Raw genomic sequence first — 26,781 nt, 5'->3', positions numbered from 1 at the left:
CCCGCTACGGCAGCTCCGGATACAGCGCCAGCTTCGGGTCGTCCACCGGGACGACGAAGCGGCGGTCCAGGAAGCGGTTGCCCTTCTCACAGGTGGTCTCCGAGACGAACAGGCACACGTGGCACGCGGCGCCGTGCAGGAAGTCGGCGTGGGGCTGGGGCAGGCGCTCACGGCACAAGGGGTCCGAGGAGCAGCGCATCGCGCCCTTGAGCGCCTTGTCCACCAGCGGGACGAGTCGCTCGGGCGCGGCCTGGGAGACCAGGCCGCCCAGGGTGCCCTCGGCGTCGGGCACGGCGGTGTAGACGAGGATGCCGCCGCGCGGGTCCTCCTCGTCCCCGGCGTAGATGCGCTCGGAAAGGCTGGCCGCGTTGTAGCCGCACTCCAGGGCGATCGCGCGGATCATCAGGTGGGAGAGGGTGTGCAGGGCGATGTAGCGCGCACCCGGCCACAGCCGCATCGGGTCGAAGCCGCCGGGGATGCGCCCCGAGTAGCGGTTGATGCGGAACTGCTTGTAGGCCTCCTGGTGCAGGCGCAGGGCATCGCTGCCGGCGATGCGCTCCTCCCAGCCGCTCAGCACCTCCTCGGGGACGCGGAGGAAGATCCCTTCGCCCCGCACCTCGCTGGCCGGGACCCAGGTCAGTTCGCCGCGGCTGAGGGGCGCCCGAGACACCAGGTCCGGGTCCTCGGGGTCGGGGGCGTCCAGGCGGGTGAACGCACGCAGCGCGCGGACCTCGCGCAGGCGCTCGGCCTGCACCACGTCGGAGAAGTAGGGCGCCAGCGATTCGGGGACGCCCTCGGGGGCGCGGTAGAGGGCGAAGTCGTCCGTGGGCTCCGGCGCCTCGGGGGCGGAGAAGACCTCCCATTCAGGGGTGAGCAGGTCCGGCTGACCCTGCTCCTGATCGGCGCCGGAATCACCGGAGGCTTCGGCTTCCTTGGCGGCGCCGACCTTCTCGATCGCAGCGACGATCTCATCGTCCGACCACTTTGCGAACTGCTTGAACTCCGGGATGTGCTCCCGCGCGAGAACGATCATCTTCGGGTCGCCGAGCTTGCTCAACAGCTCCCAGTGCTCCACCACCTTCATCTGAAGGTCGCTCGCCCCGCCCTCGGGGACCGACAGCACCGACAGGGTCTGGGCGAACCACTGGTTGGAGGCGCCCACCACCAGCACGACCGGCCGCTGCTTGCAGCCCGACTGCTCGAACACGCTCAGGTGGGGGTGGCGCCCCCGGCAGGCGGGCAGCTCGTCCCGGCCGCGCTCGCCCAGGGCGTCGCGGATGTTGCGGTGCTGCTGGCACGCCATGCAGCGGATCGAGACGTTGGCGCCGATGTTGCCGCCGCGGTCGTCCATCTGGAGCTTGGGCTGCGGCGCCTTGGGGCAGTCCGCCCCCTCGTGCACGAAGTGGGCGTAGGGGAAGTCGTCGAGGTGCCCCTGCGAACAGGCCAGGACGAAGCGGGCGGCGACCGCCAGCGGCGGCTTCCCCTTCCGCTTCTTCGGGCAGCCCCGGTGGAAGAAGCGCGCGTCCTGGGGCCGACGGGGCTTGTCGTTCTCGAAGTCGAAGGCCTTGGAGTCCAGACTCGCGAGCTCGTTGCAGGCCGTGCACCGCAGCCACGTCGGGAACGGCATGACCGGGACGCCGACGCGCGCCGCCGGGCCGTTCGGGTCGGCGTCCAAGCCGTCGAGCCACGGAGCCGGGCGGAGCTGCTTGACGTGGCGGCCGTCGTGGAACCTGTTGAGTTCGCGCAGCAGCCGGGGCTCGGTGATCGGCTCCCAGTCCGGGACGTCGTCGTAGTTCCAGTCGTCCACGCCGCGCACCAGCACCGCGATGTTGGGCAGGTCCACCAGCGCGCCCACCCCGGTGGTGAACATGAGGTGGCTGGGACGGACGGCGCCGACCCGGCGCCGGTACTTGCCGCTCTGGGCGCTCATCGGTTCCCCTCCCGGGCCTGCTTGGTGTCGAAGGCGGACTGGCCGAGCTCGTCGGTGTCGTCCTCGGTGCCCGCGGCACCGGCGCCGTCCGCACCGCCCGGCGCGAAGGACCACTCAGGAGCACCGACCGGCGGGTTCAAGAAGCGTCCGTCCCTGGGCAGGAGGAGGTTGACCTCGTTCTCGGTCTCGCGCATGGACATGCCGACGGTGGTCGCCATCCAGGGGCCCTCGCCGGGACGGTTGAGCAGTTCCACCAACCGGGTGGGGCCGGAGGACTCGCGGTCGTATCCCAGCCGCGTCTCCCCGGAGCGCTTGGTGTTCCACACGTCCTTCAGGACGTTGATGCGCTCAGCGAGATAGGCGCGCCCGCGCTCGCCCCCCACCTGTTCGGCGCGCTCCAACAGGTGCTGCACCACGTCCTCCACGACATCGCCGTTGAAGTCCACGTCCTGGGCGTCGGCGTTGTGCGAGTACTCCTCGGCCAGGTTGCGCACGGCCGCCACGAACGCCGCCGCGGTGCCCCGGTCCAGCGAGCGGCGGGTGAACGGGGTGACCGACAGCGCCTCAACCTCGCGGTAGAAGGAGGCGTGGTAGTTCCGGAAGTCCTCGAAGTGCGCCAGATCGCGCGGTCGGGTCCAGTTGTACAGCGTCACCACCAGGCCCGGCCGACGGGCGTCACGGCCCACGCGGGAGGAGGCCTGGATGTACTCGGCCGTGTTCTTGGGCTGCCCGGTCACCATCATCAGCCCGAACCGGGACACGTCCACGCCCACCTGGAGCATGGACGTGGCCAGCACCATGTCCACCGGGACCCGGCCCTCCCGGGCGCGCAGCATGCGCTGGTCCGCCAGCGGGTGGTATTCGGGCTGCTTGGGCCGCGAGCCGCCGCCGCGGCCGCGCATGATCGCCGCCCCGTGCTGGATGATGGTCCGCTTGCGGTCGGAGGTGTCCAGCTCGGGGTCGAACGGCACCTCCAGCCCCTTGAGGACCCGGCTGATGTCGCCCGAGGACACGCGCGAGGTGAGCTCCTGGACCTCCAGGAGCTGGGTGGTGCCCTGCAGCCGGTTGGACAGCCCCTTCGCGCGGCCGTTGCGGCGCACCCGGGTGACCACGTCGTCGTCCACGTAGCGCCGCATGCCCGCCAGCTCCCGGGTGGCGTTGAAGTAGCCGACCGTCGTCATGTACGGGTCGGCCGCCTCGCCGTGCGCGTCGAACATGGTCTGCCCGGCGATGAGCAGGATCTCCGCCAGCCGGATCTCGGCCGACTTCAGCCGCACCCCGTGTGCGCACACCCCCATGTACCGGCGGCCCGGCGAGCTCTCCGAGATCGGCACCTGCTGGGAGAAGAAGGTGTCGGCCACGTCGGTGACCTGCGGGGGAAAGATCCGCAGGTCGCGGGCGAACACCCCGCGCACCTGGGCTTCCGCGCGCTTGGTGGTGGCGGTGGAGGCCACGATCTTGGGCGCGGTGCGCGAGCCGTCGGGGGCGGTCCAGGTGCACAGCCGGTCCACGGCGGACTCGAACAGCCCGACCGTGGTGCCCAGCGCCCCGGAGATCAGGTGCAGCTCGTCCTGGATGATCAGGTCCGGCGGACGCAGCCGGGGGACGGGGCGGCTGGTGGCCGCGGGGTAGCCCGCCTTCGCGGTGTGCCTGCTCCGGCAGTCGGTCTTGCGGTCCAGGTCGTCGTGGCGGAACCCGTGCCGGGGGCACTGCTCCCGGACCCGGCCGAAGAGCATGCCCGCGTACCCGCTCCAGGGGAGCCGCGCCAGCTTGTCCACGGTCGCGATGACCAGGCTGGGGGTGTACCGGTAGATCTCCTCGTCGACGGTGAGGATGGGAAGGCCGTCGGCGGAGGAGCGCTTGGAGAAGGGGCAGGCGTCGGTCCCCTCGCCGTTGGGGCAGAACAGGCGCACGCGCCGGGCGACCGGGTCGGGCTCCAGGTCGCGCTGGGCGGTCAGCTCCTCCCCGCACCACGGGCAGGCGAGCGTCTGCAGGACGTTGGTGCGCTCGCCGTGGCCGGCCTCGCGGGCGTCCCGGATCTGGTCCTCGGCCTCCTTGTACCAGTTGGGCGAGACCCCGCCGCCGACCCACAGGCCGATGCGGAAGGGCTCCTCGCCCCATGTGTCGGGATCGGCGCGGCGCTCCACCTCGGCGGCGCACACCAGCGAGGCGGCGCGCTGGAACTGCTGAGCGGTGAGCAGGCGCAGCGTGTAGCGCATGAGCACGGCGACCCCGGCCATCCCGGACCGGGCGTCCTCGCCGGAACCGACAATGCCCTGGAGGCGGCGGATGGCGAAGGTGAACGCGGTGAGCCCCAGGTAGGCCTCGGTCTTGCCGCCGCCGGTGGGGAAGAACAGCAGGTCCACGAGCGCGCGCGGGGAGGCGGCCCGCTCGGGGTGCGAGGGGGAGGCCAGGGAGGGCAGGTTCAGCAGCACGAAGGCGAGCTGGAAGGGGCGCCAGGAGGCGGCGGAGGGGCCGCGCTCGCGCACGGCGCGCTCGGCGTCGGCGTAGGAGCGGTCGCGGTCCTCGCGGAGCCGCCCGATCTCGGTGTGGCGGCGCTGGTCGGCCATCACCCGGTTGGCGAAGCGGAAGGCGCGCAGGGCGTCGTCGTGGCCGGGCGCCGACGGGTCGGAGAGCAGGTCGATCCCGGCGCGGATGCGCTCGGCGGCGCTGCGGGCCTGGAAGACGGCGGCCTCGGCGGTGCCGCGCAGGGATTCGGGCAGGCCGCCGATCTCGGCCTCGCGCTCGTCCAGCCAGGCGGAGTAGCCGTCGGCGAGCGGCGCCAGGCCGGAGGCCAGCTCCTCGGGGGAGGCCGCGGCCAAGGCGTCCATGGACAGCTCGGTGCCTTCGAGCGGCGTGCCCGGTCCGGAGGGGGCGCTGGTCGGCGGGACGTCGTAGGTGGGCAGCCAGGTGGTCTCCAGCCTGCGCGCCCGGCGCAGCTCGGGGTCAGCGTCCTCCTGGACGGCGACGTTGCGGCCCCGGGCGTAGGAGAGCTGGTTGCGGTAGAGCAGACGGAGGCGAAGGTCCTCGGTGTCGGCCTGCGGAGGGGCGGGCTGGGCCGGGTCCAGCGGGTCGTCGATCGGGAGGAAGACGGGGGAGCCGCCGTCGCGGGCGGTGACGGCCAGGCGGGTCTGGAACAGCCAGGCCGTGTCGGGGGTGGTGGAGGGCTGCTGCTGGCCGTTGATGAGGGTCAGCTCGACGGTGCGGCGGCCGTCGCGGGGGCGCACGGCGACGTCGAGGTAGACGCCGGGGGTGTCGGTGTCGGCGGCGGTGAGGCCGATGCGCTGGTTCCGGTCGCCGTCCAGGCGGACCTCGCGCATGTAGGTGCGCGGATCCCGGGCCCAGGTGGTGCGGGACTTGCCGTCGTCGTCGGTGATGGTGCGGCGGGAGTACTCGCCCCAGGAGGCGGTGACGGACAGGGCGTCGGTCTCGTCGGCGACGGTGAACGCCAGGCCCATGGAGGAGGCCCAGATGTGCCCGAGGTTCTGGGTGGTGACGACGTCGGGGAGTTCGCCGCCCTCCTCGCCCTTGGCGCTGCCGCCGACGCCGGCCTCGGTGTCGGCGAGGTCCCCGGCGTCGGCGGTGTGCGAGGCGGCGGGCTTGTCGCGGGGACCGAGCATGCCGACGAGATAGCGCTCCCGGGGGCCGCGGGCGCGCGGGGCGAACTCCTCGTAGTCGCCGCCCCAGGGGCCGAGGAGGTCGCGGGCGACGAGCTCTTGGAACTCGTCGCGGACCTGGTAGGAGGAGGCGCCGCTGAAGGTTTGGGGGGTGTCGAGGCGGTCGATGAGCTCCTGGGGGTCGGTGAGGGCGGGGCCGGTGCGGGGCTTGGGCTGGTCGGTCGTGTCGTCCTTGCCCTGCGCGTCCTGCGCGGAGGGCGGGGGAGGGGCAGCGCCGGTCGCGTCGAGGGAGGTCTGCTCCCCGTTGGGGTTGGGGAAGAGCCCGTCGGAGGACATCAGAACAGCGTCCCTTCGTCGTCGGCGGCCTTCTTCTTGGACTTGCCGGACTTCTTCTTGTCGTGGAGGCCCTGGGCGACCTCTTCGGCGTAGCGCTCGTGGTTGAGTTCGAGGAGGCTGTCGAGAACTTCGCGCTGGGCGGCCGGGCCGATGGTGTAGCGGGTCTCGCGCCCGCCGACCTTGTGGAAGCCGTGGTCGAGCCCGCCGACGGCTTCGATGCGGTCCTCCCAGCCGTAGGCGCGGATGGTGGCCTCGTCGATCTCGCGGTGGATGCGGCGGAGTTCGACGATGTCCTCGTCGTTGCAGTCGGGGTCGAAGACGAGGTTGTAGGTCTTGGTCAGGCCAGAGTCCCGGGAGAGCATGACGTCCCGGCGGTAGGTGTCGAGGTGCTCGCCGAGGTCACGCATCTCCTGGGTGAGCTCGGGGAGAGGGAAGGTCTCGAAGACGTCGGAGGGGGTGTAGCGAAGGTCAGCCTTCATGGATGAACCGCGGGATTTTGCCCACCAATAATGTGGGGAACTTGTGAGTAGGGATAGCATAGCCATGTCTTCGGTTGCGAAAACGGCTAGCATATGGGAAAAGATCTGCCCAGTGGGAAGTGCTGCCGGTATTGCACTCTTGCTGACGGAGGTGATAGCGATAATGCGTTGCAGGTTGGCGATGGCGGATCGCATCGAGTTTTGGTTCTCTGCATACTGCCACCAGCGTTCGCGGTACGATCTGCGCTTATTCTGTTCGCGTTCCGGTTTTACTCTTTCTGTGACCCATTTAAATGGTAGCTTGTAGTTGCTTGCTTCGTCGATTGGGAGGTCGTTGAAGTCGACAATCCATCGTGAAGCTGAGCAGGTTGGGTCTGTGTTTAGGTCCTGGCCATTGAGGTATGGGTGGAGGACTCTGGAGTTCTTGGCGTCGTCTAAGATGAACTCCGAGGCGCGCCTCTCGTCGAGTGTGAACCCAGTTCCGTTGACCAGAACTCCAATGTGGGAAAGGCCTCGATTTGCCGCAAGGCGCTTAGGGGGCGTAGAGATTCTACTTCTCGGTGTGAGGCTTGGGGTTATCCCGGGGACGATAGTGCCATCCAAGATGGTTGACGATTCTTTTTTTGGTTCATATTTGCTTGTCCAGATGGCGCAGAATTCAAGGGCTGCACTCCTGGAAGGCCAAGGGGTGCTACTTATCCCGCGCCGCAGAGTGACTCCCCGCTTGGGCAATTGGTCGAGCGAGACTTCGCGGGTATCTCCCTGAGCTAGGGAGTTAGTGGCTATAATCCCGAGCTGGCCATTCTTGTTAGTGATTGCGTGACCTTGAAGAGTGAAGTATGCAACAAGGTCTGCATTTCCCTTTTTGTTGGTTGCGATATTCTTTACGAGGTATTCCCTGTATGCGCCCCCTGTGGAGCCGCTTATTTTCTTGCCTCCAAGGAAAGGTGGGTTTCCGATAATTGCGTCGAAGCCTTCTTTGGCGAACACTTCCGGGAAGGTGAGGGGCCAGTGGATGGGGGTTCGGGTGAAGGACTCAGAAGGGCGCCCTGTGTCTAGCCACTCCTGGGCCTGAACTCTTGCCTCTGCATTAGCAGCCTCAATCCTTCGTGCTAGGTCAGCAGAGGTGAGTGCGCCGCTCTGTTGCTCACGTTCTCCCTGGGTGGCGTATGCCAAAGCGGCCCCCACGGTGAGATCTGCCAAGAGGCGCGCCTGCTCCAAATCAAGTTCGGCCTCCTTCAGATGCTCGCGCTTGCGAACGAGGCCTTCCAAGGTGGCGCCGTCGATTTCAGTGACCTCGCGACGCCGTTCCGCAACTCGCTCCACTAGCTCACGCACACCCGACGTGAAGTCGATCAACGCCCCCTCGGAATGGATCTCCCTCCCCTTCTTCGGGTCCATGTGCATGTATTCAAGCTGCTCCAAAGACGTGATCCCCAACAGCGAATCCCCGGCCGCCAGCCGGTCGTCCAAGAACGTGAACGGCCGCTCCGGGTCCATCGACACCAGCCACAGCGACAGCTTCGCCATCTCCACCGCCATCGGGTTGATGTCCACCCCGTACAGGCAGTGCTCGATGATCTGGCGCCGTGCCTCGATCACCACCGGGTCCTCATCCGCGCTCGCGCCGTCGCTCCCCGGCGTGTAGTCGCGGACCCGCTCGTCGCCCTCGTTCGTCCACGCCTCCAGAAGCTTGTCGCCCAGGTAGCGCGCCGCCGCCACCAAAAAGGCGGCCGACCCCATCGCGATGTCGGCGACCTTCAGGTCCAGAATCTCCCGGCTGGACTTGAGCTTCCACTCGTCCTTGTTCGCGGTCTGGAGCGGCCCCGGCTCGTACACCAGCGGTTCCAAGGCCCCCTCAACGACCTCTTCCGCCAGGAACCTCGGCGTGTAGTGCGTCCCCGTGTTCTTCCGCAGCGACGACTCCGTCACGTACAGCTCACCCGGCAGCACTACGAACGGCAGGCCCCGCAGGTCCTCCCGCAGCACCCCGTAGAACGGCATCAGCCGTTCCACCAGCGCCTGGTCGTTGCCGACCGCCGCCTGAACCTTCTTCCGGGCCTCTTCCTTCTCCACCCCGGACAGCGGCGCGAGCTTCTTCTCCAGCGCGCGGGCCGACCCGATCCCCGAGTCCTTGAACTCCGCCGCCAGCTTGGCCGCCAGCGCGGGAACGTCGGCGCACTGTGCGGCCATCTCCTCCAGCCGCCGCAGCTCTACCTCTTCCTCGGCCCCGACCTTGCCGGTCAGTCCGACCGTCTCGCTCTCGGCCCGGTACCCGTCGAAGGAGAGCAGGCCCTCGTACACGTACCCGATCTGCTCGACGTCCAGCGACCGGAACGACAGCGCCCGCCGCTCCTTGCTCTTGCCCTTGCCGACCACCACGTACTGCACCGACCGCAGCATGTGCAGCACCGTGCGGTCGTCGATGAGCAGCGGCATCCAGGGGAACTCGGCCGGGTTGAACAGCGACCCGTCGTGCGGGTGCATGCGCAGGCGCGGGTGGTCCACGCCCTGGTACACCGCCTCGAACAGGGCCAGCAGCCGGTGCCAGGCCGTGTAGGTCTCCTCCAGCTCGTCCTCGCTGCCCTCCAGCGCGCGCTGTTCCAGCTCCGCGCACAGCCGACCCGCCGAGTACGACTTCAGGTAGAGGTCGTTGTCCGAGGGCAGCAGCCCGCGCTCCTCAGCGAAGAGCAGGAAGACGACGCGCATCATCACCGAGACCGCGCCCCGGTAGACCTCGTGCGCGTCGACCTCGGACAGGTCGGGCTCGCCGCGCTCGCGCAGCTTGGTGTCGGCCCGGCCGAACGCCGCGACCAGCAGCTCCACCGCCTGGCGCACCTGCACGCCCAGGGCCTCGGTGATCTCCTCCTGCCCGTCCTGGCTCTTGGCCAGCAGCCGGACCAGCGTCTCCTCGTCCGGCACGCCGAAGAACCGGCGCCGGCACAGCAGGGAGTGGAACGCCTCCACCACGTCCCGCTCGGCGCGCTCGTTCCACACCGCCGTGTCGAAGACGGCGGTGGTCGTCACGCCTCCGCGCGGCGCCCACACCAGCGCCCACCATCGGCCGTCCGTGGCCAGCCCCAGTTCCACCCCGTGGTGGCGGCAGAGCTGCGCCAGCCGGTCCGCCGGGCTGGCGGCCCACGCCTCGCCCTTGATCCGGGCGGTGGGCTGCTGGCCGGGCGGGCACACCAGCCCCAGCACCCGCACGGTGTCCGGCTTGACGGCCTCACCCGGCGCGGTCAGCACGAACGACGGGACGACGCGGGTCTCGTGCTCGGGGACCTCCAGCGCCAGGGCGTCGAGCGCGGCGGCGTCCGTGTCCCCGCCCCCGTCCTCGCCCGTGGCGCCGTCGCTCGCGGACGCCGCCCCGGCGCGCTCCGCACCGTTCCCCTCGGCACCCTCCTCCGGGCCCCGGGCCGCCAGGTGCAGGTCATCGCCCCACGCCAGCATGTCCGCGAGCAGGTAGCGGATCCACGCCTGCTGCCCGGCCGTCGTGGCCGAGGCGGCCTGCCAGCGCGCGTGCTCGCGGCGCATCCGGGCGCGCTCCTCCTTGTCGAGCGGTTCGAGCCGCGCGGGCCAGGTGGCGCGCAGCACCGGCAGCGTCAGGAACGGCCCGTCGACCTCGATCAGGCTCAGCCAGTTGCGGTGCTGCTCGGCGCTGTCCTCGCCGGTGGTGCGGCGCCGGCGTGCGGCGGTGGTGGGTGCGCTCATCGGACGGCCTCCCGCTTCGGAACGACGAAGACGACGGCGACGGGGAAGGAGTGCGGCTCCTGGCGGCTGTAGCGGGCCGCGATCGCCTTCAGCTCGCGGTCGCGCTCGGCGGCCAGCTCGTCCAACCGTTTCTCCCAGTTCATCCGGTCCTTCCGGTACTGCTCGCGCTCTTCCTTGCTGGTGCGGGTGATCTCCGCCGTGCTGAACAGCGCGTTCTCGGCGTCCGCGTCGTCCTCGGCCAGCGCCGCCCGCAGGGTGGCGCTGAACCGGTCGATGACCTCGGTCGCGCGCTCGCGCTCCTCGGCCTCGCGCTGCTCCAGCCTGCGGCGCAGCGACTCCAGCCGGGTCTCCTTGCGCCACTCGATCGCCTTCATCAGGCCGTCCGAGGCGCGGTCGGTCCACCGCTGGTGGATCCGGTGCCAGACCGGGCCCGCCAGCGGCGTGCCGTCGGTCAGTCCCCGGTCGAGCATCCCGCGCAGCGCGCCCAGGTTCTCCAGGCGGCGGAAGCGCCCGCCCTCGGGCAGCCAGCCGCCCGCGTGCAGCACCTCCTCGTGCAGGCGCATACCGTCGGCCCCCACCAGCACGAACCGGGAGAAGGCGCCGACCAGCACGTCCTCCAGCTCCGGATCGTCGCTGACGACCGCGGTGACGCGGTCCAGGCCCACCTGGTCGTTGGAGACCGCCGTCTGGAGCAGCCGCGTGGACATCGCCACCAAGGGGTGGTTGAGGTGGGCCAGCACCACGTCGTCGCGGCCCTTGGCCACTTCCGGGTCGAAGGTGACGGGGAGCTGGCGCAGCGGCTCGTCGCGCTTGCCGCCGTGCCTCTTGCCGCCGTCCGCGGCGCCCGCTGCGGGCTTCTCGGTCAGTCCCTCGGTGGCCCGCACCCACGAACCGGTCAGCGGCGGGACCTCGAACATGCCTTCGGCGAAGTGCCTCTCGTCCACGTGCGGGCGGAGGGACTGCTGGCGGGCCAGGCCCAGCGCCGTGTCCACGACCCGCTTGACCCGCACGGGGGTGATGCCCAGCTCCTCGACGGTCCGCTCCAGCTCGGTCCGGACCCGGCGCACCTGCTCGCGGACGTTGGCCTCGGACGGCACTCGGTCGCCCTTGGCGCCGGCCGCGTCCACGTCCACCGGTGCGCCCTGGCCGAGCATCCGGCGCTGCACGGCGTCCGAGAGCACCGCGTTGACCGACCCCAGGTCCTCCTCCATGCGGGCGACCTTGGTGGCCACACGGGACAGGAACTCCAGGTCGGCCTCATAGGAGTCGACGGCCGTGTCCCATCCGGTGCCCACGAAGTGGCGGATCTCCGGCGTGCGGGTCTGGCCGTATCGGTCGATGCGGCCGATCCGCTGCTCCAGCTTGTTCGGGTTGAACGGGATGTCGTAGTTGACCAGGCGGTGGCAGTGGCGCTGGAGGTCGATGCCCTCGCTGGCGGCGTCGGTGGCCAGCAGGATGCGCACCGGGTGCTCGGACGGCTCCTTCTGGAAGGCGACCCGCAGCCGCTCCCGCTCGTCGGTGCCCAGGCCGCCGTGGAGCTCGGCCACCCGGTCGCCGCCCAGGCCCTGCTGGCGGAGGAGTTCGCGGAGCCAGTCGAGGGTGTCGCGGTACTCGGTGAACACGACGACGCGCTCGTTGGTCCAGTGCCCGCCGGGCTTGCAGACCGCCGTCAGGTACTCGATGAGCTTGGACGCCTTGGCGTCGGGCAGCGCCTCGTGGTCCCGGGCCCATTCGAGCATGCGCTCCAGCAGCGCGGTCTCGTCGTCGTCCGGGTCGGGCTGCATCGGGCGCGTGCGGTCGAGGGCGTCGTCCTCGGCCTCGGCGAGCTCCTCGTCGTTGTAGGCCGCGGCTTCGTCGTAGAAGTCCTCCATCCACTCGGGGACCTCGTCCTCGCCGTCCCCGTCGGCGAACGGGTCGAGCGGGCGCCCCTTGGCGCGCAGCGTCTCCAGGTAGACCTCCACCGTGTGCGCGAAGGCGGCGGGGCTGGAGAACAGGCGCTTCTTCAGCAGGAGGGTGACCAGGTCGGTGGCCTTACGGCCGCGGCGGGTGGTGAGCTTCCTGCGGCGAAGCTCGGCGAAGCGGGTGAGCAGGCCGTGGATCTTCCGTTCGCTGTCGGGGTAGTCGACCGGCAGGGAGCGGGCGTCCCGCTCGACAAAACGGGGGTTGCCGTCGGCGTCGGTGATGTCGCGCTTGAGGCGGCGCACCACCGTGTCCTTGACGGCGGCCGGGTCGGGCTCGACCCCGCGCGCGAAGCGCTGGTCGTCCAGGATCTCCAGCAGGGCGGTGAACGAGGCCTGGTAGCCGTTGTGCGGGGTGGCCGACAGGAACAGCCGGTGCGTGAAGTGCGGGGCCAGGCGGCGGATGAGCTTGGTCTGCTGGGAGTCCACGGCGTAGACCTGCTTGGGGGCGGCCGGAGCCACGTGGTGGGCCTCGTCCAGGATGAGCAGGTCGAACACGCGGTCCTCGGGGCCCATGGCGCCGCCGGCGGGCAGGACCTCGTCGAGGAGGCGCTGGGCCTTGGGGCCCCGCAGCCAGGACAGGCTGACGATGGTGAGCGGGTAGACCTTGAACGGGTTGGCCGCGCTGCCGTAGTCCCGGCGGACCTGGGCGCAGCGGTCGGAGTCGATGACGGTGAAGTCCAGGCCGAACTTCTCGGCCATCTCGTCCTTCCACTTGACCGTCAGCCCGGCGGGGCAGACGACCATGATGCGCTGGGCCCGGTGGCGCAGCAGCAGCTCTTGGGCGACCAGCCCGGCCTCGACCGTCTTGCCGAGGCCGACGTCGTCGGCGAGGAGCTGGTTCACGCGCGGGGCGCCGACCGCGCGGGTGACCGGTTCGAGCTGGTAGTCCTCGATGGCCACGCCGGAGCGGAAGGGGGCCTGGAGGGTGCGGGTGTCGGCCGAGGTGACCGCTGACCAGCGCACCGCGTCGAGGAAGGCGGCCAGGCGCTCGGGCGGGTCGAAGCGGTCGGGGGAGACCGGGGGGAGGGAGCCGCGGGGGAGGACCCGCCGTCCGGGCTCGATCTCCCACAGGACGCTCAGGGTCTCGCCGTAGCGGCCGCTGTCGGTGTTCTGCAGGGTCACCAGGGTGCCGCCGTCGGCGTGGTCGACATCGCTGACGACCCACTTCTGTCCGCGGACGGCGACGAGCGATCCCGGGGCGGGGCGCTCTTCGGTTGTGCTGGGCATCGCCGGACTTCCTGATCGCGCTTGCTGGGCGCGCCCTCGCGGGGAGGACGCGGGGCGACGCGTGGCCAGGGGAGGTGTGCGGGTTCACCGGCCGTGGCTGCGGGCAGCGTCGGATGAGCCAACAGTAGCGAGTGTGAACTGTGTTCACAACCAAAGAACGGTGAAGCGGGGCGCCCGGAAAAGAGAAGGGACGAAAGTCCCGAGTGGGGCGGTGCGTCGCGGAAGGGACGCCGTGACCGCCGAGGGAGAGGTGATCCGGCCGGTGTGTCTCTCCTGCGGATCCATTCAGGAAGGCCGGCGTGGTCCGAATCGTCGGGGCGGGAGTGGCCGGAGGCGGCCAGGCGGCGGCCTCCGGGAAGCGGGGCTGGTAAGGGCTTCAGGAGGTCGCGTCGTCGCCCAGCGTCGAGAGGAAGGCGTGCCACTCGGAGGAGGGGAACCCCAGCACGGCCCGGTCGGGGTGCTTGGAGTCGCGTAGGGCGGCTCCGACGGGGAGGGGAGCGACCTCGACGCATTCCACACGGTCGCTGCTGTAGCTCGACTTGAAGAAGACCGGCTCACCGGTGATTCTCATGCTGGCCCTTCGTCCTCGATGATCCGTCTGACGAACGTGATGGTCTCTGAAGTGCGGAGTGCGGCGGCATTCAGGTGGGCGAAGATCGTGACATAGCGCTGCACTGAATCAGGGTCCTGGACGAAGAGGCTATCCGTGGCGGTCTCGGTGTATACGATGCTGGGGTCGGCATCATGGGGGAAATCCAGCAGGTAGAAGGAGCCCGACAGGCCCGCGTGCATTCCGGCCGTGAACGGCAGGACCTGGATGTCGATGTTGTGGTGCGTCGCGAGATCGACGAGGTGCTGAAGCTGCTCCCGCATGATCGCCGGATCTTCGAGACGACGCCGTAGAGCCGCCTCGTCGACCACGGCCCACAGGTGAGGCGGTCGGTTCCTGGTCAGGATCTGCTGCCGGCGCAGGCGGGCGTCCACGTGCCTGGTGACCTTGTCGTCCGCGTAGGCTCCACCGCCCCGGAAGACGGCTTCAACGTATGCAGGCGTTTGGAGGAGTCCCGGGATCACTTGGCACTGGTAGGTGCGGATCATGGAGGCTTCGGCCTCGAAGTCGGGCAGCGCGTTGCCGCCGAAGACGTCGCGGTACTTTGACCACCAGCCTTGCTCCTTGGACTCGCGTGACAGCTCGTGCAAGGCGACACGAACCTCTTGCGAGGCGCCGTAGAGGTCAGCCAGGGCGTCGATGTCGCGAGCCTTGATCCGCCGGGCATCGGCGCTCTCGATGTTGCTCAGGGTGGACTGCGGCACGTCGGCGTCCTTGGCGGCCGTGGAGAGCTTGAGGCCGCTGGCCTCGCGCAGGCGTCGCAGCTCACGGGCCAGGCGGCGCCGTCGGACGGTGGGGCTGAAGGGGCGGTGCATGGGAGAAGCCTATGCCATCCGAACTCGAATATCGAGAATCTGCTTGACAGCTCGAATATCGAGAATCAGTCTGGAGTCACTGGCGGTGTTGGTGGCCTGGAAGGCCATCACCGCAGCTCAATCTAGTCGGCGTTCGCTCTGGTGTCCGTGAATCGGCACGAGTGCTGGGCGCTGTCGCGGCTCGGCCTGCCGCCTTCGCCCCCGGAGGAGTGTGTCCTCATGCCCGCGTCCACCCCCGTACCCCCGCTGCCTCGGGTCACGGTCCCGCTCACCGCCTTCATCCCGCCGATGCGCCGCCACTACTTCTGCGGCGCCTACACCGGTCCCTATACGCGCCGCCGTGTCGACGTCCCCGGTATGGCGGACATGCTCCCGCTGGTCCGCTCGTTCCTGGACACCTGTGCCGCAGAGCGCGACCGCGACTACCGCTACCTCTTCACCCTCCTGGGAAGCGAGCTCGCTACGAACGCCCTCGTGCACAGCCGCTCCGGTCGTCCGGAGGCGACATACACCCTCATCGTCGAGCGCGGCCGTGGGGGACTGACCCTGACCTGCCGCGACGATGGGGACAAGCGACTCCCACCCCGAGTCATGGCCCCGGAACGGGCTTACCTTCGGCCGTCAGGTCTCACGTCGGCGTCGTCAGGAGAGGCCGGGCGCGGGCTGGCCCTCGTCGACGCTCTGTCCACCACCTGGGGCGACAACGGCTGGGCGACGCACCGCAACGTGTGGTTCCACCTGTCATTCGACATGGAGGGCAGCGCCTGGCCGAGGTGAAGCCGGGGGGAGGCCTCGTGGAGAAGAACGGGAACCCGCCGCCCGAGTTCACCGTGGACGAGAGTTCGTGGGTCGTGGTGATGAGGAGAGTCCAGTGACATCGATCGCGCTGTTCAACAACAAGGGCGGCGACGGAAAGACGACGCTGGCCTACCACCTCGCCCACATGTACCAGCGCCTGGGGAAGCGCGTATTGGCGGTGGATCTGGACCCGCAGTCCAACCTCACCTCGGCGTTCCTGGACGAGGACGACCTGGCCTTCCTGTGGGACGAGACGGACCTTCCCTTCGGTCCCCGGCAGGAGGCGATGTTCACGCTGCTGTCTCCAGAGACCAAGACGATCGCGCAGGCCGTGCAGCCGATCGTCGAGGGGACCGGTGATGTGGAGCTCATCGAGCCGGCGCAAGTGGTCGAAGGGCTGTGGCTCCTTCCCGGTGACCTCGAACTCAGCCGGTTCGAAGATGAACTGTCCCAGGCCTGGGGCAACACCCTTGCCGGGAACGCCAAGGCCGTCCGCGCGACGACCGCTTTCTACCGTTTCATCCAGAACGCGCGGCGGGTGGTCGACCCGGACGTCGTGCTCATCGATGTCGGCCCGAACCTGGGGGCGATCAACCGAGCGGCCCTCCTGTCCTCGGACACCGTGCTGATGCCGCTCGCCGCCGACCTCTTCTCCCTGCGCGGGCTGCGGAACCTGGGACCGACGCTCGCGGAGTGGAGGAGGAAGTGGCAGGGCGTCGTCGTGCACCAGGCCCCGAAGGACATGGTGCTTCCGAGCGGCAACATGAGTCCCCTCGGGTACGTGATCATGCAGCCAGGATTCCGCCTGGATCGCCCGGTCGGCGCCTACAAGCGGTGGCTGGACCGCATCCCCATGGTGTACGAGCGATTCGTCCTGGAAGAAAGCGGTATCGAGGGCGGCGGAGACCATGAGATCGCCACAATTCGCCAGTACCGGAGTCTCATGCCGCTCGCGCACGACGCCCGGAAGCCGATGTTCGACTTGAGAACGGCCGGTGGTGCGATGGGGAGCATGCAGGGCCTGGTCGAAAAGTGCAGATCGGAGTTCCGGGATCTGACGTATGCGATCGACGGCCGGCTGGCCGCCCTGGGCGAGCGACTGCGGTAGCCAAGGGGTGAGAAAGAGGGGCCACTGGTCTCCGGGCCCGTTCACTCGCTGGGAAGCTCCAACTGTTCGTTCGAAGGCGGCCCCTTCCTGTGCCCTTCATCGAAGGGGAGGACACCGGCGGTGGCGAGGTCGTCCACGGTGATCAGCGGTCCGGCCATGATGTCGTCGAGGAGCCGCGCCTGTCGGGGTTCGAGGTCGACGAGAAGTGTCAGGACCGACAGGAGGTCGACGAGTTCGTCGGTGTAGTCGGGCGACCAGCGGTCGGGACGGATGTCGTCCAGGGGAGTTCCCCTCCGCTTCCCCCGTGGATTGCGCTGCCGGGAGGAGAACCACTTCTTCACCACCCGCATGCCGTTCACGTCGTAGTGCCAGGCGTGCGGCGAGACGGGAGCGATTGCACCTTCCCCGACGTGCAGGCGGTCTCCTGCGTCACCGGTGTCGGAGTCGTGCCAGATACGGTCGGGCAGGCCTCCCCGGCCGTCCGATATCTCGGCGATGAGCTGGGGGCGCCGCTCGCGGGGAAGGCGCGGGCCACCTGGCGGTCGGTCCGCGTCCGGGTCGCAGAAGCGCTCTCCGTAGGTGTGCAGCCAGACGACCCGCCGCCCTGACTCGACCGCGGTCCGCCACAGGTCGGGGTCGGCCGACATGGGGATGCGGACCCCGGGAACCTTCAGCCCCTCCTGGAATCGGGCCACGAAGCCGGGGTGAGCCGCCACTCCGGCGCAGTAGGCCATCAGATCCTCGGCCGTGACGGTGATCCCCAGCCGCGACTCCAATGCCGAGAGCAGGCGGGGCGGTGTGTTGGGCACCCTTCCCTCCTGGTCGCGGTGGAGGGCAAGCACTCGGCCGCCACGACCGCTGAAGTAGTGCTGGTCTGGAATGAGGGAGGAAAAGAGGAGCCCCGGCCCCGAAGCCAGTGGGAGAGAGTGCTGTTCTACTGCATAGACCTGTCTCCCACCATGGGCTAGCCAGAGCTGAGGGCGGTGGCGGTCCACGAACCGGGGATCGCTGATGATGAACTCACGGTCGAACGCGCGGTAGGCGAACTCGGCGCACTCAGGCTCACGGTGATCGTGGGCTATGGAGGGCATTCCCGCGACGCTTGTTGTTGCGGATCGGTCGCGAGTGGCCTTGAACAGGCGGTCCATCGTCTCGGGGGACGCGCTCTTCATCCTTCTCCAGCGCCGATGAAGCGTCTCCCGTTCAGGAGCGATGACCCAGGTGCGGTTTGCTTTGACGCCGGATGCGTGCCAGGGGAACAGGTCGCCGAATGAGGGAAGCGACTTCCAGGAGGCGGCTGCGGGGGATGCAGGAAGGAACGCTGCCGTCGCTTCACTCTCGGTCGGGGAGAAGGCCGCGCCGTCAAGGCACAGGGCAGTGTCGGAGGACAGGGCGGTGAACTTCTGTTCCTTGAGCCCTTCGAGCGACGTGTACCAGACCTTTGCCGGGCGGTCGGGGTTGGGTTCCCCGTACCGGGCGAACACGGCGATGCAGATTGGGTGCTGCACACCTTGGAAGACCCGGGTCGGCACCGGAGCCTGGTGGCCTTCTGGGGACAGGTCGACGATCCACCCTTCGTCCGTGGTCGCGCGCAGGTATCGCCGCATCCCCATGAAGACGTCGCCTGTTAGGAAGGCGGACGTACTGACGAAGGCGATGATGCCGGCGGGCTGGTCGGGGTGGGCGTCGAACAGCTTCCATGTGGCCCAACGCCAGAAGTACACACCTGTGTGATGGAGTTTGTGTTCGAACCTCCCCATTCCCGGCTCTCTGAACTCGTCGAGGGACGGGCGGTCGGTCAACGGGTCTGTTGCGGGGTCGACTCTCCTTCTGGCGATCCAAGGGGCGGGCGCCCTCTTGGTGGCATGGTCGATGTAGGGAGGGTTTCCGATGGCGACCTGGATACGTGTGGTGCGCTTCGTCTCGTTCGCTCTCCTGCGGAAATTCAGGATCTCCTCATAGCGGAGGCCGTACGCCGGAATCGCCAGGCAGGGGTCGTCGAGAGTATCGACCAGAAAGCGCTGATGCTCCGTGGGGACCTCGGCTCCGTACACGTCCTGGAGCTGCTGGTGCAGCCGGAGCTCGGCGACCGCGAAGGGTGAGGCGCTGGGCTCGAACCCGATCAGACGGGACTCGTACATCTCCCTCAGCCGGTGCCGCGTCTGGACGGGACCGGATTCATCGAGGAGAGTCGTCGCTGCCCGCCTCGTGACCGCTGAAAGGAAGGTCCCCGTCCCCATGGCAGGGTCGATCGTCGTGACACTCCTGTCCGCGAGCCCGGTCCGTATCCCCATTCTCTCCTTGAGGACCGAGTCGACGAACCCCGCCATATAGGAGGCCACGGGCTCCGGGGTGTAGTACGAGCCGGTCTCCTTCCGCAACTCCTGGTCATAGCGGGAGAGGAAGGTCTCGTAGAGGTCGGAGTAAGCGTGCTCCTCCCCTCGCATCACCGTGTCCCAGTCGAGTGGCTGGAGGATGCGGATGAGAGTGGGCAGAAGGGTCTTCTTCTCTATCTCCTCGCTGGATGTGAGGGTGGCGAACGCTTCCCCTAGGAAACGGTGGTGCTTTCCGAGTTGATCGCCGATTTCGCGCGTGCTCTTGTCGGTGAAGTCGACCCCGGATTCCCGTGCGACCAGCAGGGAGAAGGTGACCGCCTGAGCATAAGCGTCGGCGAATTCAGGGCCGGGCTCCATGGCGGGGAAGAGGAGGTTCTTCCACTCCCGGGCCAGGCCGGTGAACGGCTTGGGGCCATCGCTGTAGCGCTCCTCCTCGATGAGATCGACGATCTCCCCCCGGAGCTGTCGGCACATGTGTGCGACACGGGTGATGAGCTGGTCGAGTGTGTAGTTCTGTTCGGGTGCCCAGGTGAGGAAGTCCCATAGGAGGCCCTCGAGTTCACGCTGGGGCGGAAGCCGTCTGCGCTTCTTCGAGAACAGGGCCGGCGTCTCCACCGTGTGTCCGCGCTGGACGCCGTAGCGGAAAAGCGACCATTGGGTGCCGTTCGTGTACAGCAGGTTCGGAAGGCTCTTGAGGTTCTCCCACTGCTTGAGGTCGTGTCCGCGCACGAAGTCGCTCGGGGGGATGGGCTTGTCCGGCTTCTTCAGCTCGATATAGCCGATCCTGTTGATGGGGTCGCGTCCGGTGTTCTTGGCGTCGACTCCGAAATCGGGTCGGGCTCCGAGCGCTTTGAGGGGGACCTCTCCGAAGACCGTCACCGGCGTCCCGAAGTCATGGGAGACCCCTTCCACGAGTCTGAGCAGGGGCGTGCGCAGCTGCTCTTCCTCCAAGCCGCCCCGACCCCAGGCGTCGGCCACGTCTGAGATGAACGATTCGAGTCTGCGCGCGGCGTATCCGCCGGCGGGGAGGGGGCCGGCGCGGTCGGGGGAGGGGGCGCTCGGCAACGCCGTCATCGCATCTCCGAGGGGAGGGATTTCTCCGTTCCTACTAGAACACCCCGGGAGGAACACACCGTCAACAGTCCGCCATGGCCGGATAAGGAATGCCGTGAGAAATGTGCGCATTCCTGTAATCGCGTGCTTCACTGTTTTCTCGGGTGGCGGCTGCGCACCCTGCTTCAGAGGAGGACGCGCGTTCGCTGAGTGGTGAAAGAGGAGCGAAGTTCCTTGCGGCAAACGTCGGGGTGCCGCCGCGGGGCGACCGGATCCGGTCACCGGCCGCCGATACTCGCGTTACGGCCCGGTCGCCCCGCACGCCTCTGTAGGGTCGGCGTGCCCGCCTCTCTCCCTCAGGCGGGCGGCGTTCCACCGTGGGCCGCAGCGGTGGCCGCCGGGCATGAGGACAAGGAGTTCACCGCGACCGTGACCGACCGTGAAGCCACCGGGGCCGATGCCGTCCACAGCCTCTACCGGTTCCTTCTCCAGTCCGAAGAGTTGCGCAGCCGTCCGGTCAGGACGCTCGACTCTGCGGAACGCGTCCTCTGGCTGGACGAACTTCCCAGAAGCCCCCGTGCCGTCGACTGCGGGATCGTCGACCCCGACGACGGCGATGCCTGGCTCGAAGCCGACCGGGTCCGCCACACGCGGCCGCCCGACCTTCCGGTGCCCCTGGAGCCGTGGGTCGACCCCCGGGAGGTGCGCGACTGGGAGCGGACCGAGGCCCCGCCCCTGCGGGAGACACCCCTGCCCGGACACGGGTCCGGTGCGGAATGGACTGGACAGGAGGAGCACCCCGCACCCAAGGACAGCGGGGAAGGCGAATCCGACGGACCGGACGAGGCACCGGACGAGGCACCGGATGAGGCGCCGGACGAGACGGTCCGCGAGACCTACGCCCGCTGGTCCCTGCAGTGGCTGGAGTGGGCCGAGGACGAGCGCTCCAAGGCCCCGTTCGTGAAGGCCTACGAGGCCCTGTTCCGGATCCACCAGGAGGCCCATGACTATGGGGACGCCTACGAGCTGGTGCTGGGCGTCGGGCACCTGACGTGGACGGCCGACGGGCACCCGGTCCGCCGCCACCTGGTCGCGCGCCGCCTGGTCTCCTCCATGGACGAGTCCGGGCGCATCGACCTGGTGCCCGACCCCGAGGCCTCCCGCTTCGAGCTCGAAGAGGAGATGCTGGAGGCCGATCAGCGTCTCCGCGAAGAGCCGCGCGGCCGGGTGCTGGGGGCCCTTGAGGAAGCCGAGGAGGTTCCGGCCGCTGAAGCGGCCGGCCACCTGCACCGTGCCCTCGAAGAGTGGGCCGTCGCGACCTCTGCCGAGGCCGAGTACTCGCGTTCCACGGCCGCTCCCGCTCCCGCGGGCGGCGCGGCGAAGGGGGCCGAAGGGGCCGGGGAGGGGCCCGTCGTGGCCTTCGCACCCGCCGTGATCCTCCGACAGCGCCCCCAGCGCGGGCGCGTGGACGCCCTCAAGCGGATCGTCGAGGCGCTGGGCAGGGGGGAGGCGGCGACGGACCTGGTACAGCGCCTCGTAGGGACGGACCCGGGCGCTGCCCAGGAGGACGCGCAGGAGGAGGACACCGGGGAGCCGACCGCCGAACGCGGCGCACCGGACGAAGGGCTGTACTTCTCCCTGCCCTCAAACGCCGAACAGCGCCGGATCGCATCCCGGCTCCAGGACAGCGACCTGGTCGTCGTCCAAGGGCCACCGGGGACGGGGAAGACCCACACCATCGCGAACCTGGTCACCGACCTGCTCGCGAAGGGGCAGCGGGTCCTCATCACCAGCGAGACCACGCGCGCGCTGAAGGTCCTCAAGGACAAGCTCCCCGAGGAGATTCGGCCGCTCGCCGTCAGCCGCACCGGCGACGGCCTGGAGGCCAAGAAGGAGCTCGAAACCTCCGTCCAGGCGATCCTGGAGCGGCGCGGCGACCACGATGCCCGACAGGCTCGGCGCGACATCGCCGGGCTGGAGGACCGGCTGGAAAAGGCGCGGACCGACCGCGACCAGGCCCTCAAGGACCTGCGGGGGATCCGCGAGCAGGAGACCTACGAACACCCGCGGACCATCGGCGACTACAGCGGACGGCTCTCCGCCATCGCGCGCCGCCTCGCCGACGAGGAGGAGCGCTACTCCTGGATGGGGCAGGTTCCGGCCGACCACCCCACCGTGACCGCCGACGCCCTCCGCGCCCTCGTGGACGCGGCGCGCGCCGTCGGCCCGGAGGCACGCCGCCTCGCCGCCGAGGTTCCGGAAGCCTCGGGGATCCCGTCACCGGGGGAGTTCGCCGAGTCCGCGCAGGCGATCGCCGCCGCAGACGAGGCCTACGCCCAGGCCTCGGGGATCGGGGGCGCCGATCTGGGAGACCTCCTCGCCGGTGTGGACCCCGAGCGCTGTGAGCGGATCCGGACCGCGATGGACGCCTTCATCGCCGCCCGGGACACTGCGCGCCGGCTCGGCGAGCACTGGGCCCCGTCGCTGGCGCACGTCCTCGCCGGCCGCTCCAGCGAGATCACCGTGCGGGAAGAGGGGGTCCGCAAGGCGGTCGGTCTCGCCGACCAGGAGACGCGGCGTGTCGGCGACGCGCTCGTCACCGGCCTCGACGCCTTCGGCGTCGCCGAGGCCCTCGGAAGCGCGAGCCGACTCAGCGAAGCCCTCGCATCGGGAGGGAAGCTCCGCGGCCTGTTCGGACGCACGCGCCTGGCCAAGGAGCACGCGTCCTTCCTCGCGTCGGTGCGGGTCGACGGGCGCCCGCTGGAGAGCGCCGACGACGCCGCAACGGTGCTGGCCCGCGTCACGGCCGAGCGCGCGCTGCAGGAGGCCGAAGGGCTCCTCGGCGGCGACACGGCGGCCGGACGGGCATGGCAGCGGCCACCGGCACGCATCGCGCGCCTGCGGGACGCCAAGCGGGACCTCGACGTGCTCATCGCGCTCGCCGATGCCAGGCGAGCGCTCTCGGAGGCCTGCGCCGGCCTGCCGGGACTCGCCTCGCTCGACCTCGCCGACGCCGACCAGGTCAATCAGGTCGGCCTGCTCCTCGCCGCGGTCGACGCGGAGAACAGTGCGGCGGACCACCGCGAGCGCGTGGAGCGGGCCGCCACTCTCCTGAGGGACTGGTCCGGGCGCGCCTCCGAGGTCCCGGAGGCGCTGACCCGCGCCCGCGAGGCGCTGGAGTCCGGTGACCCCGACGCGTACGCGGCCGCCTGTGCGGACATGGCCCGCGTGCGTGAGGCCGCGCGGCTGGTCGCGGACTATGAGGCGGCCTACGGCGCGCTCGCGGCCGGCCACGCGGCGCTCGCCGAGTCCGTGGCGGCCGACCCGCACCTTCCCGAGTGGGAACGCCGTATCGACGACTTCGACCGGGCCTGGGCCTGGTCGGCGTGGAACAGGAGGCTGGCCGAGCTCACCGATCCCCGGGCCGAGGAGAAATGCCGCGCCCGGCTGGCCGAGGCCGACGGCGAGGTGCGCCTGACGATGGCGCGGCTGGCCGCGGCGCGCGCCTGGGCCGGGTGCCTCGACCGGTTGGACGACGCCCAGGAGATCGCGCTCAGCTCGTACCAGACGAGCGTCAACAAGATCGGCAAGGGGACGGGCAAGTACGTCGGCCGCCTGCAGCGCCAGGCCCAGGAGAGCCTCCGCGAGTGCACATCCGCCGTTCCCGCCTGGATCATGCCGTTCTTCCAGGTCGTCTCCACGATCCCGATGGAACGGCCGGGCGTGTTCGACGTGGTCGTCGTGGACGAGGCCAGCCAGTCCGGGCCGACGGCCCTGCTGCTGGCCTGGCTCGCCCGGAAGGTCGTCGTGGTCGGCGACGACAAGCAGGTCAGCCCGGCCGACGTCGGGGTGGACCAGGGCAGCGTCTTCACGATGCAGCAGCGCCACCTGGGGGCGCTGACCCCCGCCCGCCGCAACCTGTTCTCCCCGAACCGGAGCCTGTTCGACATCGTCTCGGGCCTGGCCGGAGGGCGCGGGCGGCTGATGCTCAAGGAGCACTTCCGGTGCATGCCGGAGATCATCGGGTTCTCCAATGAGCACTTCTACCAGGGCAGGCTGCAGGCGCTCCGCCAGTTCGGCGGCGACCGCCTCACGCCGCTGCGCAGCGTGCACGTCCCGGAGGGCCGCCTGGAGGGCAAGGGGCAGCGGCAGACCAACCCCCATGAAGCGCGCAGGCTGGTCAGGCAGGTCGCCGAGTGCTGCGCCGACCCCGTCTACGCGGGGCGGACCATGGGGATCATCGTGCTGCAGTCCGGCCGCCAGCAGGCCCTCATCGAGGACCTCCTCGCCGCTGAGCTGGACCTGGAGGAGCGCGTGTCCAGGCGGATCCGGGTCGGGACCCCCTCCGCCTTCCAAGGCGACGAGCGGGACGTCGTCTTCATCGGTGCCGTGTACGCACCGTTCGACTCCGAGGGCGAGCCCAGGAGGGCCGCGCCGTACAGTTCCGAGGGCGCTCAGCAGGCCATCAACGTCGCCGCCTCCCGTGCGCGCGACCAGGTCTGGCTCTTCCACAGCTTCGCCCTGACCGACCTGGGGGAGACGGACCTGCGCCGGTCCTACCTGGACTACCTGGACCGCCCGGTGGAGCAGCAGGACGGCACCGGCCTGGCGCATGTGCCGGAGGACGAACGGGTGGACCCGTTCGACAGCCTTTTCGAGCAGCGCGTGTTCTGCGCGCTCAGGGCGAGGGGCTACCGCGTCCTCCCCCAGTACCAGGCGGGCCCCTTCCGTATCGATCTGGTGGTGGAAGGGCACAGCCGCAGGCTCGCGGTCGAATGCGACGGTGATGCGTTCCACAATGAGGCCAACGCGGCGGAGGACGCGGCGCGCCAGAGGGAGTTGGAACGTGTCGGGTGGACGTTCGAGCGGATTCGCGGCAGCCGGTTCTTCCGTGACCCTGACGGCGCGCTCATTCCGCTGTGGGAACTGTTGGACGGGATGGGCATCGAGCCCGTACACACGTGAATTCCCGAATTCCCGGAATTCTCTGCCGTACGGAACACTGGGGTCGAATCGGTAGGAACGGAATGGCCGCCCGGTCGCCGCGGCGGTCTGATCGGAGGAGCGCATGTTCGGCCAGGGCCGACTGGTACGAGGGCCCGGGGAGGATCCCCGGCGCGTCCTGTTCGCGGTGGTCAAGCTCGACACCACCGGCTACGATCCCCTCCGCGGCGACCGGGTCTGCGAGGTGGCCGTCGTGCGCATGTGGGGCGACGGACGGGTCGAGGACGAGTTCGCGACCGTCGTCAACCCCCAGCGGCACATCGGCAACAGCGAGTACCACGGGATCGACGACGCGCTGGCCGCCTCGGCGCCGACGTTCCCGGAGATCGCCGGCGAACTCGTGCCCCGCCTGTCCAACGCGGTCGTCGCCACCCACCACCTGCCGTACCTAGAAGGCTTCCTACGGGCGGAGTTCCGGCTGGCGGGGATCTCGGTGGGCCCTTTCCCCGCGCTGTGCACCCTGTTCGAGTTCCGCAGGCACATCGATCTCTCCAGGTATCGCCAGGACACGGTCTTCCAAGAGGTCACCGGCTCCTGGCCCGCCTGGGAGCAGAGCTCCCTGGAGAAGGCGCGCAACCTCGGCCACATGCTCCAGATCCTGGCCACCGAACCGCCCCAGCCGTTGGCGTGGGTCGGCCCGCACCCCGTGCCCCAGCCCGCGCTGCCCCGCACGGGGCGGATCGCGCCCCGGCCCGGGAGCCTGCGCAGGGGAGAGGAAGGGTGGCTGGCCAACCTGGCGGCCGGACTCCCGGACATGCGGCCTTCGCTCTCCCCCGAGCCGCGTGCGGCCGCGGAGTACCGTGCGGTCCTGGTGGACGCCCTCGCCGACGGGCGCGTCGTGGGGGAGGAGGCGCACCGGCTGGCGCGGTTGGCGACACAGGCGGGATTCACCCGCTCCACCGTGCGCGGGGTCCACGAGCAGGTCCTGGCCGAGGCGCGTGCGCGCGCGGAGGCCGACGGTGTGGTGACCTCCGCCGAACTGCGCGAACTGAACAAGGCCGCCGACCAGCTGGGCGCGCGGCACCTGGTCGGGGACCTGCTGGAGGTGGCCGAGAAGGAGAAGGCCCGCCGCAACGGCCCCCTCAAGGGGTGGAGGATCGTGCCGGCGGGGGAGTCTGCGGCGGTACGGGCAGTGGTCGACTCCGCCGCCGAGCGCGGGGCGACGGTCGGGGTCAACGTCACCAAGACCGTGCGGCTGGTCGTGGCCGACCCCTCTGAGGAGCACCCCAAGGCGGCCAAAGCCCGCGAGGCCGGGATCCGCGTGGAGGCGCCGCAGGAGGCCGAGCGGATCCTGGACGCGGCGGCCGCCGAGGCACAGAAGTCGCTCTTCGAGAACGCGGGGGACGCGGCCCGGGCGGCCGAAGTCCGTGAGCGTGACGACCGCCGGGCCGAACTCGAGCGCCGGACGGGCTGGCACCGGACATGGCGCCCGCGCGAACTCTCCGACGACGAGTACTACCGGCGGTTCGTCGCGCCCTTCGAGGATGACGACGAGGACGAGATGGTCGTCCATGTGTCCACCCGCGGCGCGGCGTCCCCGGGCTCCCGGCACCATGCCCGCACGGGCGGGGGCGGATGTGCGGGTGCCTTGTTCCTCGTTCTCGCGATGGCGGCCGTCCTGGCTCTCGCGGGCCGCGTGCCCGGTGTCCTCGTCTGAGCGGACGTGCCGAGTGCGGTGACGGCCCCGCATCGGCGGTCGGCTTGCTCGGCGCCGGTCCTGGCCGGGAGCGGTCATCCGGGGCGATTTCAGGAACGCGGTGACCGTTCCGGTGCTATATGTGACAGGTTCGCAACGT

Annotated in this window: 11 protein-coding genes; 4 read left to right on the top strand and 7 right to left on the bottom strand. The window is 69.7% G+C overall.

The features are described 5' to 3' along the window. Nucleotides 1-4: 4 nt before the first annotated feature. The 6 genes from drmB to D476_RS0113390 all read right to left on the bottom strand — a co-directional run bounded on the left by drmB (nucleotide 5) and on the right by D476_RS0113390 (nucleotide 14,686). Nucleotides 5-1,930, bottom strand: coding sequence for a DUF1998 domain-containing protein (drmB, locus tag D476_RS0113415; RefSeq protein ID WP_017624454.1), 1,926 nt, complete (start codon nucleotides 1,928-1,930; stop codon nucleotides 5-7). Further along, nucleotides 1,927-5,883 carry a DISARM system helicase DrmA gene (gene drmA / locus D476_RS0113410; RefSeq protein WP_017624453.1) on the bottom strand — a complete coding sequence of 1,319 codons (3,957 nt, stop codon included), beginning with the start codon at nucleotides 5,881-5,883 and terminating at the stop codon, nucleotides 1,927-1,929. Before drmA ends, drmB begins: the two co-directional genes overlap by 4 nt. After that, nucleotides 5,883-10,073: an Eco57I restriction-modification methylase domain-containing protein gene (locus D476_RS0113405; RefSeq protein WP_017624452.1), complete on the bottom strand. Its 4,191-nt coding sequence runs from the start codon at nucleotides 10,071-10,073 to the stop codon at nucleotides 5,883-5,885. Before D476_RS0113405 ends, drmA begins: the two co-directional genes overlap by 1 nt. Beyond that, nucleotides 10,070-13,261: a DISARM system SNF2-like helicase DrmD gene (gene drmD / locus D476_RS0113400; RefSeq protein ID WP_017624451.1), complete on the bottom strand. Its 3,192-nt coding sequence runs from the start codon at nucleotides 13,259-13,261 to the stop codon at nucleotides 10,070-10,072. Before drmD ends, D476_RS0113405 begins: the two co-directional genes overlap by 4 nt. A gap of 376 nt (nucleotides 13,262-13,637) precedes the next feature. After that, nucleotides 13,638-13,832 (bottom strand): DUF397 domain-containing protein, encoded by a 195-nt coding sequence (locus D476_RS0113395; protein WP_017624450.1) that lies wholly within the window; start codon nucleotides 13,830-13,832, stop codon nucleotides 13,638-13,640. Beyond that, nucleotides 13,829-14,686: a helix-turn-helix domain-containing protein gene (locus D476_RS0113390; RefSeq protein ID WP_017624449.1), complete on the bottom strand. Its 858-nt coding sequence runs from the start codon at nucleotides 14,684-14,686 to the stop codon at nucleotides 13,829-13,831. Before D476_RS0113390 ends, D476_RS0113395 begins: the two co-directional genes overlap by 4 nt. Before the next feature lie 219 nt (nucleotides 14,687-14,905). Between D476_RS0113390 and D476_RS0113385 the strand changes: the two genes are divergently transcribed. After that, nucleotides 14,906-15,463, top strand: coding sequence for an ATP-binding protein (locus D476_RS0113385; RefSeq protein WP_017624448.1), 558 nt, complete (start codon nucleotides 14,906-14,908; stop codon nucleotides 15,461-15,463). A gap of 94 nt (nucleotides 15,464-15,557) precedes the next feature. Further along, on the top strand, nucleotides 15,558-16,592 hold the full coding sequence (locus D476_RS0113375) for a ParA family protein (protein ID WP_017624446.1): 1,035 nt from the start codon (nucleotides 15,558-15,560) through the stop codon (nucleotides 16,590-16,592). A 41-nt stretch (nucleotides 16,593-16,633) separates the two neighbouring features. Here the strand turns inward: D476_RS0113375 and D476_RS0113370 are convergent, their stop codons facing one another. Next, nucleotides 16,634-20,002, bottom strand: a complete 3,369-nt coding sequence (locus D476_RS0113370; protein WP_017624445.1) for a type ISP restriction/modification enzyme — start codon at nucleotides 20,000-20,002, stop codon at nucleotides 16,634-16,636. A 408-nt stretch (nucleotides 20,003-20,410) separates the two neighbouring features. Here D476_RS0113370 and D476_RS0113365 point away from each other — a divergent pair, with 408 nt between their 5' ends. Together D476_RS0113365 and D476_RS0113360 are read left to right on the top strand one after the other, a co-directional pair. Next, a complete protein-coding gene (locus tag D476_RS0113365; RefSeq protein ID WP_239648698.1) occupies nucleotides 20,411-24,946 on the top strand; it encodes an AAA domain-containing protein in 4,536 nt (1,511 codons plus the stop codon). A 103-nt stretch (nucleotides 24,947-25,049) separates the two neighbouring features. Continuing rightward, nucleotides 25,050-26,642 (top strand): exonuclease domain-containing protein, encoded by a 1,593-nt coding sequence (locus tag D476_RS0113360; RefSeq protein ID WP_017624443.1) that lies wholly within the window; start codon nucleotides 25,050-25,052, stop codon nucleotides 26,640-26,642. The last annotated feature ends 139 nt before the right edge of the window (nucleotides 26,643-26,781 follow it).

Source organism: Nocardiopsis chromatogenes YIM 90109 (genome assembly GCF_000341185.1).
Taxonomy (GTDB): domain Bacteria; phylum Actinomycetota; class Actinomycetes; order Streptosporangiales; family Streptosporangiaceae; genus Nocardiopsis_A; species Nocardiopsis_A chromatogenes.
The sequence above is the reverse complement of the archived record's forward strand: the minus strand, read 5'-3'. Positions and strand labels throughout refer to the sequence as shown.

Excerpts from the sequence above, each read along its gene's own strand:
- D476_RS0113390 (WP_017624449.1), bottom strand. The coding sequence starts at position 14,686 with ATGCACCGCCCCTTCAGCCCCACCGTCCGACGGCGCCGCCTGGCCCGT.
- D476_RS0113385 (WP_017624448.1), top strand. The coding sequence starts at position 14,906 with ATGCCCGCGTCCACCCCCGTACCCCCGCTGCCTCGGGTCACGGTCCCG.
- D476_RS0113370 (WP_017624445.1), bottom strand. The coding sequence starts at position 20,002 with ATGACGGCGTTGCCGAGCGCCCCCTCCCCCGACCGCGCCGGCCCCCTC.
- D476_RS0113360 (WP_017624443.1), top strand. The coding sequence starts at position 25,050 with ATGTTCGGCCAGGGCCGACTGGTACGAGGGCCCGGGGAGGATCCCCGG.
- D476_RS0113405 (WP_017624452.1), bottom strand. The coding sequence starts at position 10,073 with ATGAGCGCACCCACCACCGCCGCACGCCGGCGCCGCACCACCGGCGAG.
- drmA (WP_017624453.1), bottom strand. The coding sequence starts at position 5,883 with ATGTCCTCCGACGGGCTCTTCCCCAACCCCAACGGGGAGCAGACCTCC.
- D476_RS0113395 (WP_017624450.1), bottom strand. The coding sequence starts at position 13,832 with ATGAGAATCACCGGTGAGCCGGTCTTCTTCAAGTCGAGCTACAGCAGC.
- drmB (WP_017624454.1), bottom strand. The coding sequence starts at position 1,930 with ATGAGCGCCCAGAGCGGCAAGTACCGGCGCCGGGTCGGCGCCGTCCGT.
- drmD (WP_017624451.1), bottom strand. The coding sequence starts at position 13,261 with ATGCCCAGCACAACCGAAGAGCGCCCCGCCCCGGGATCGCTCGTCGCC.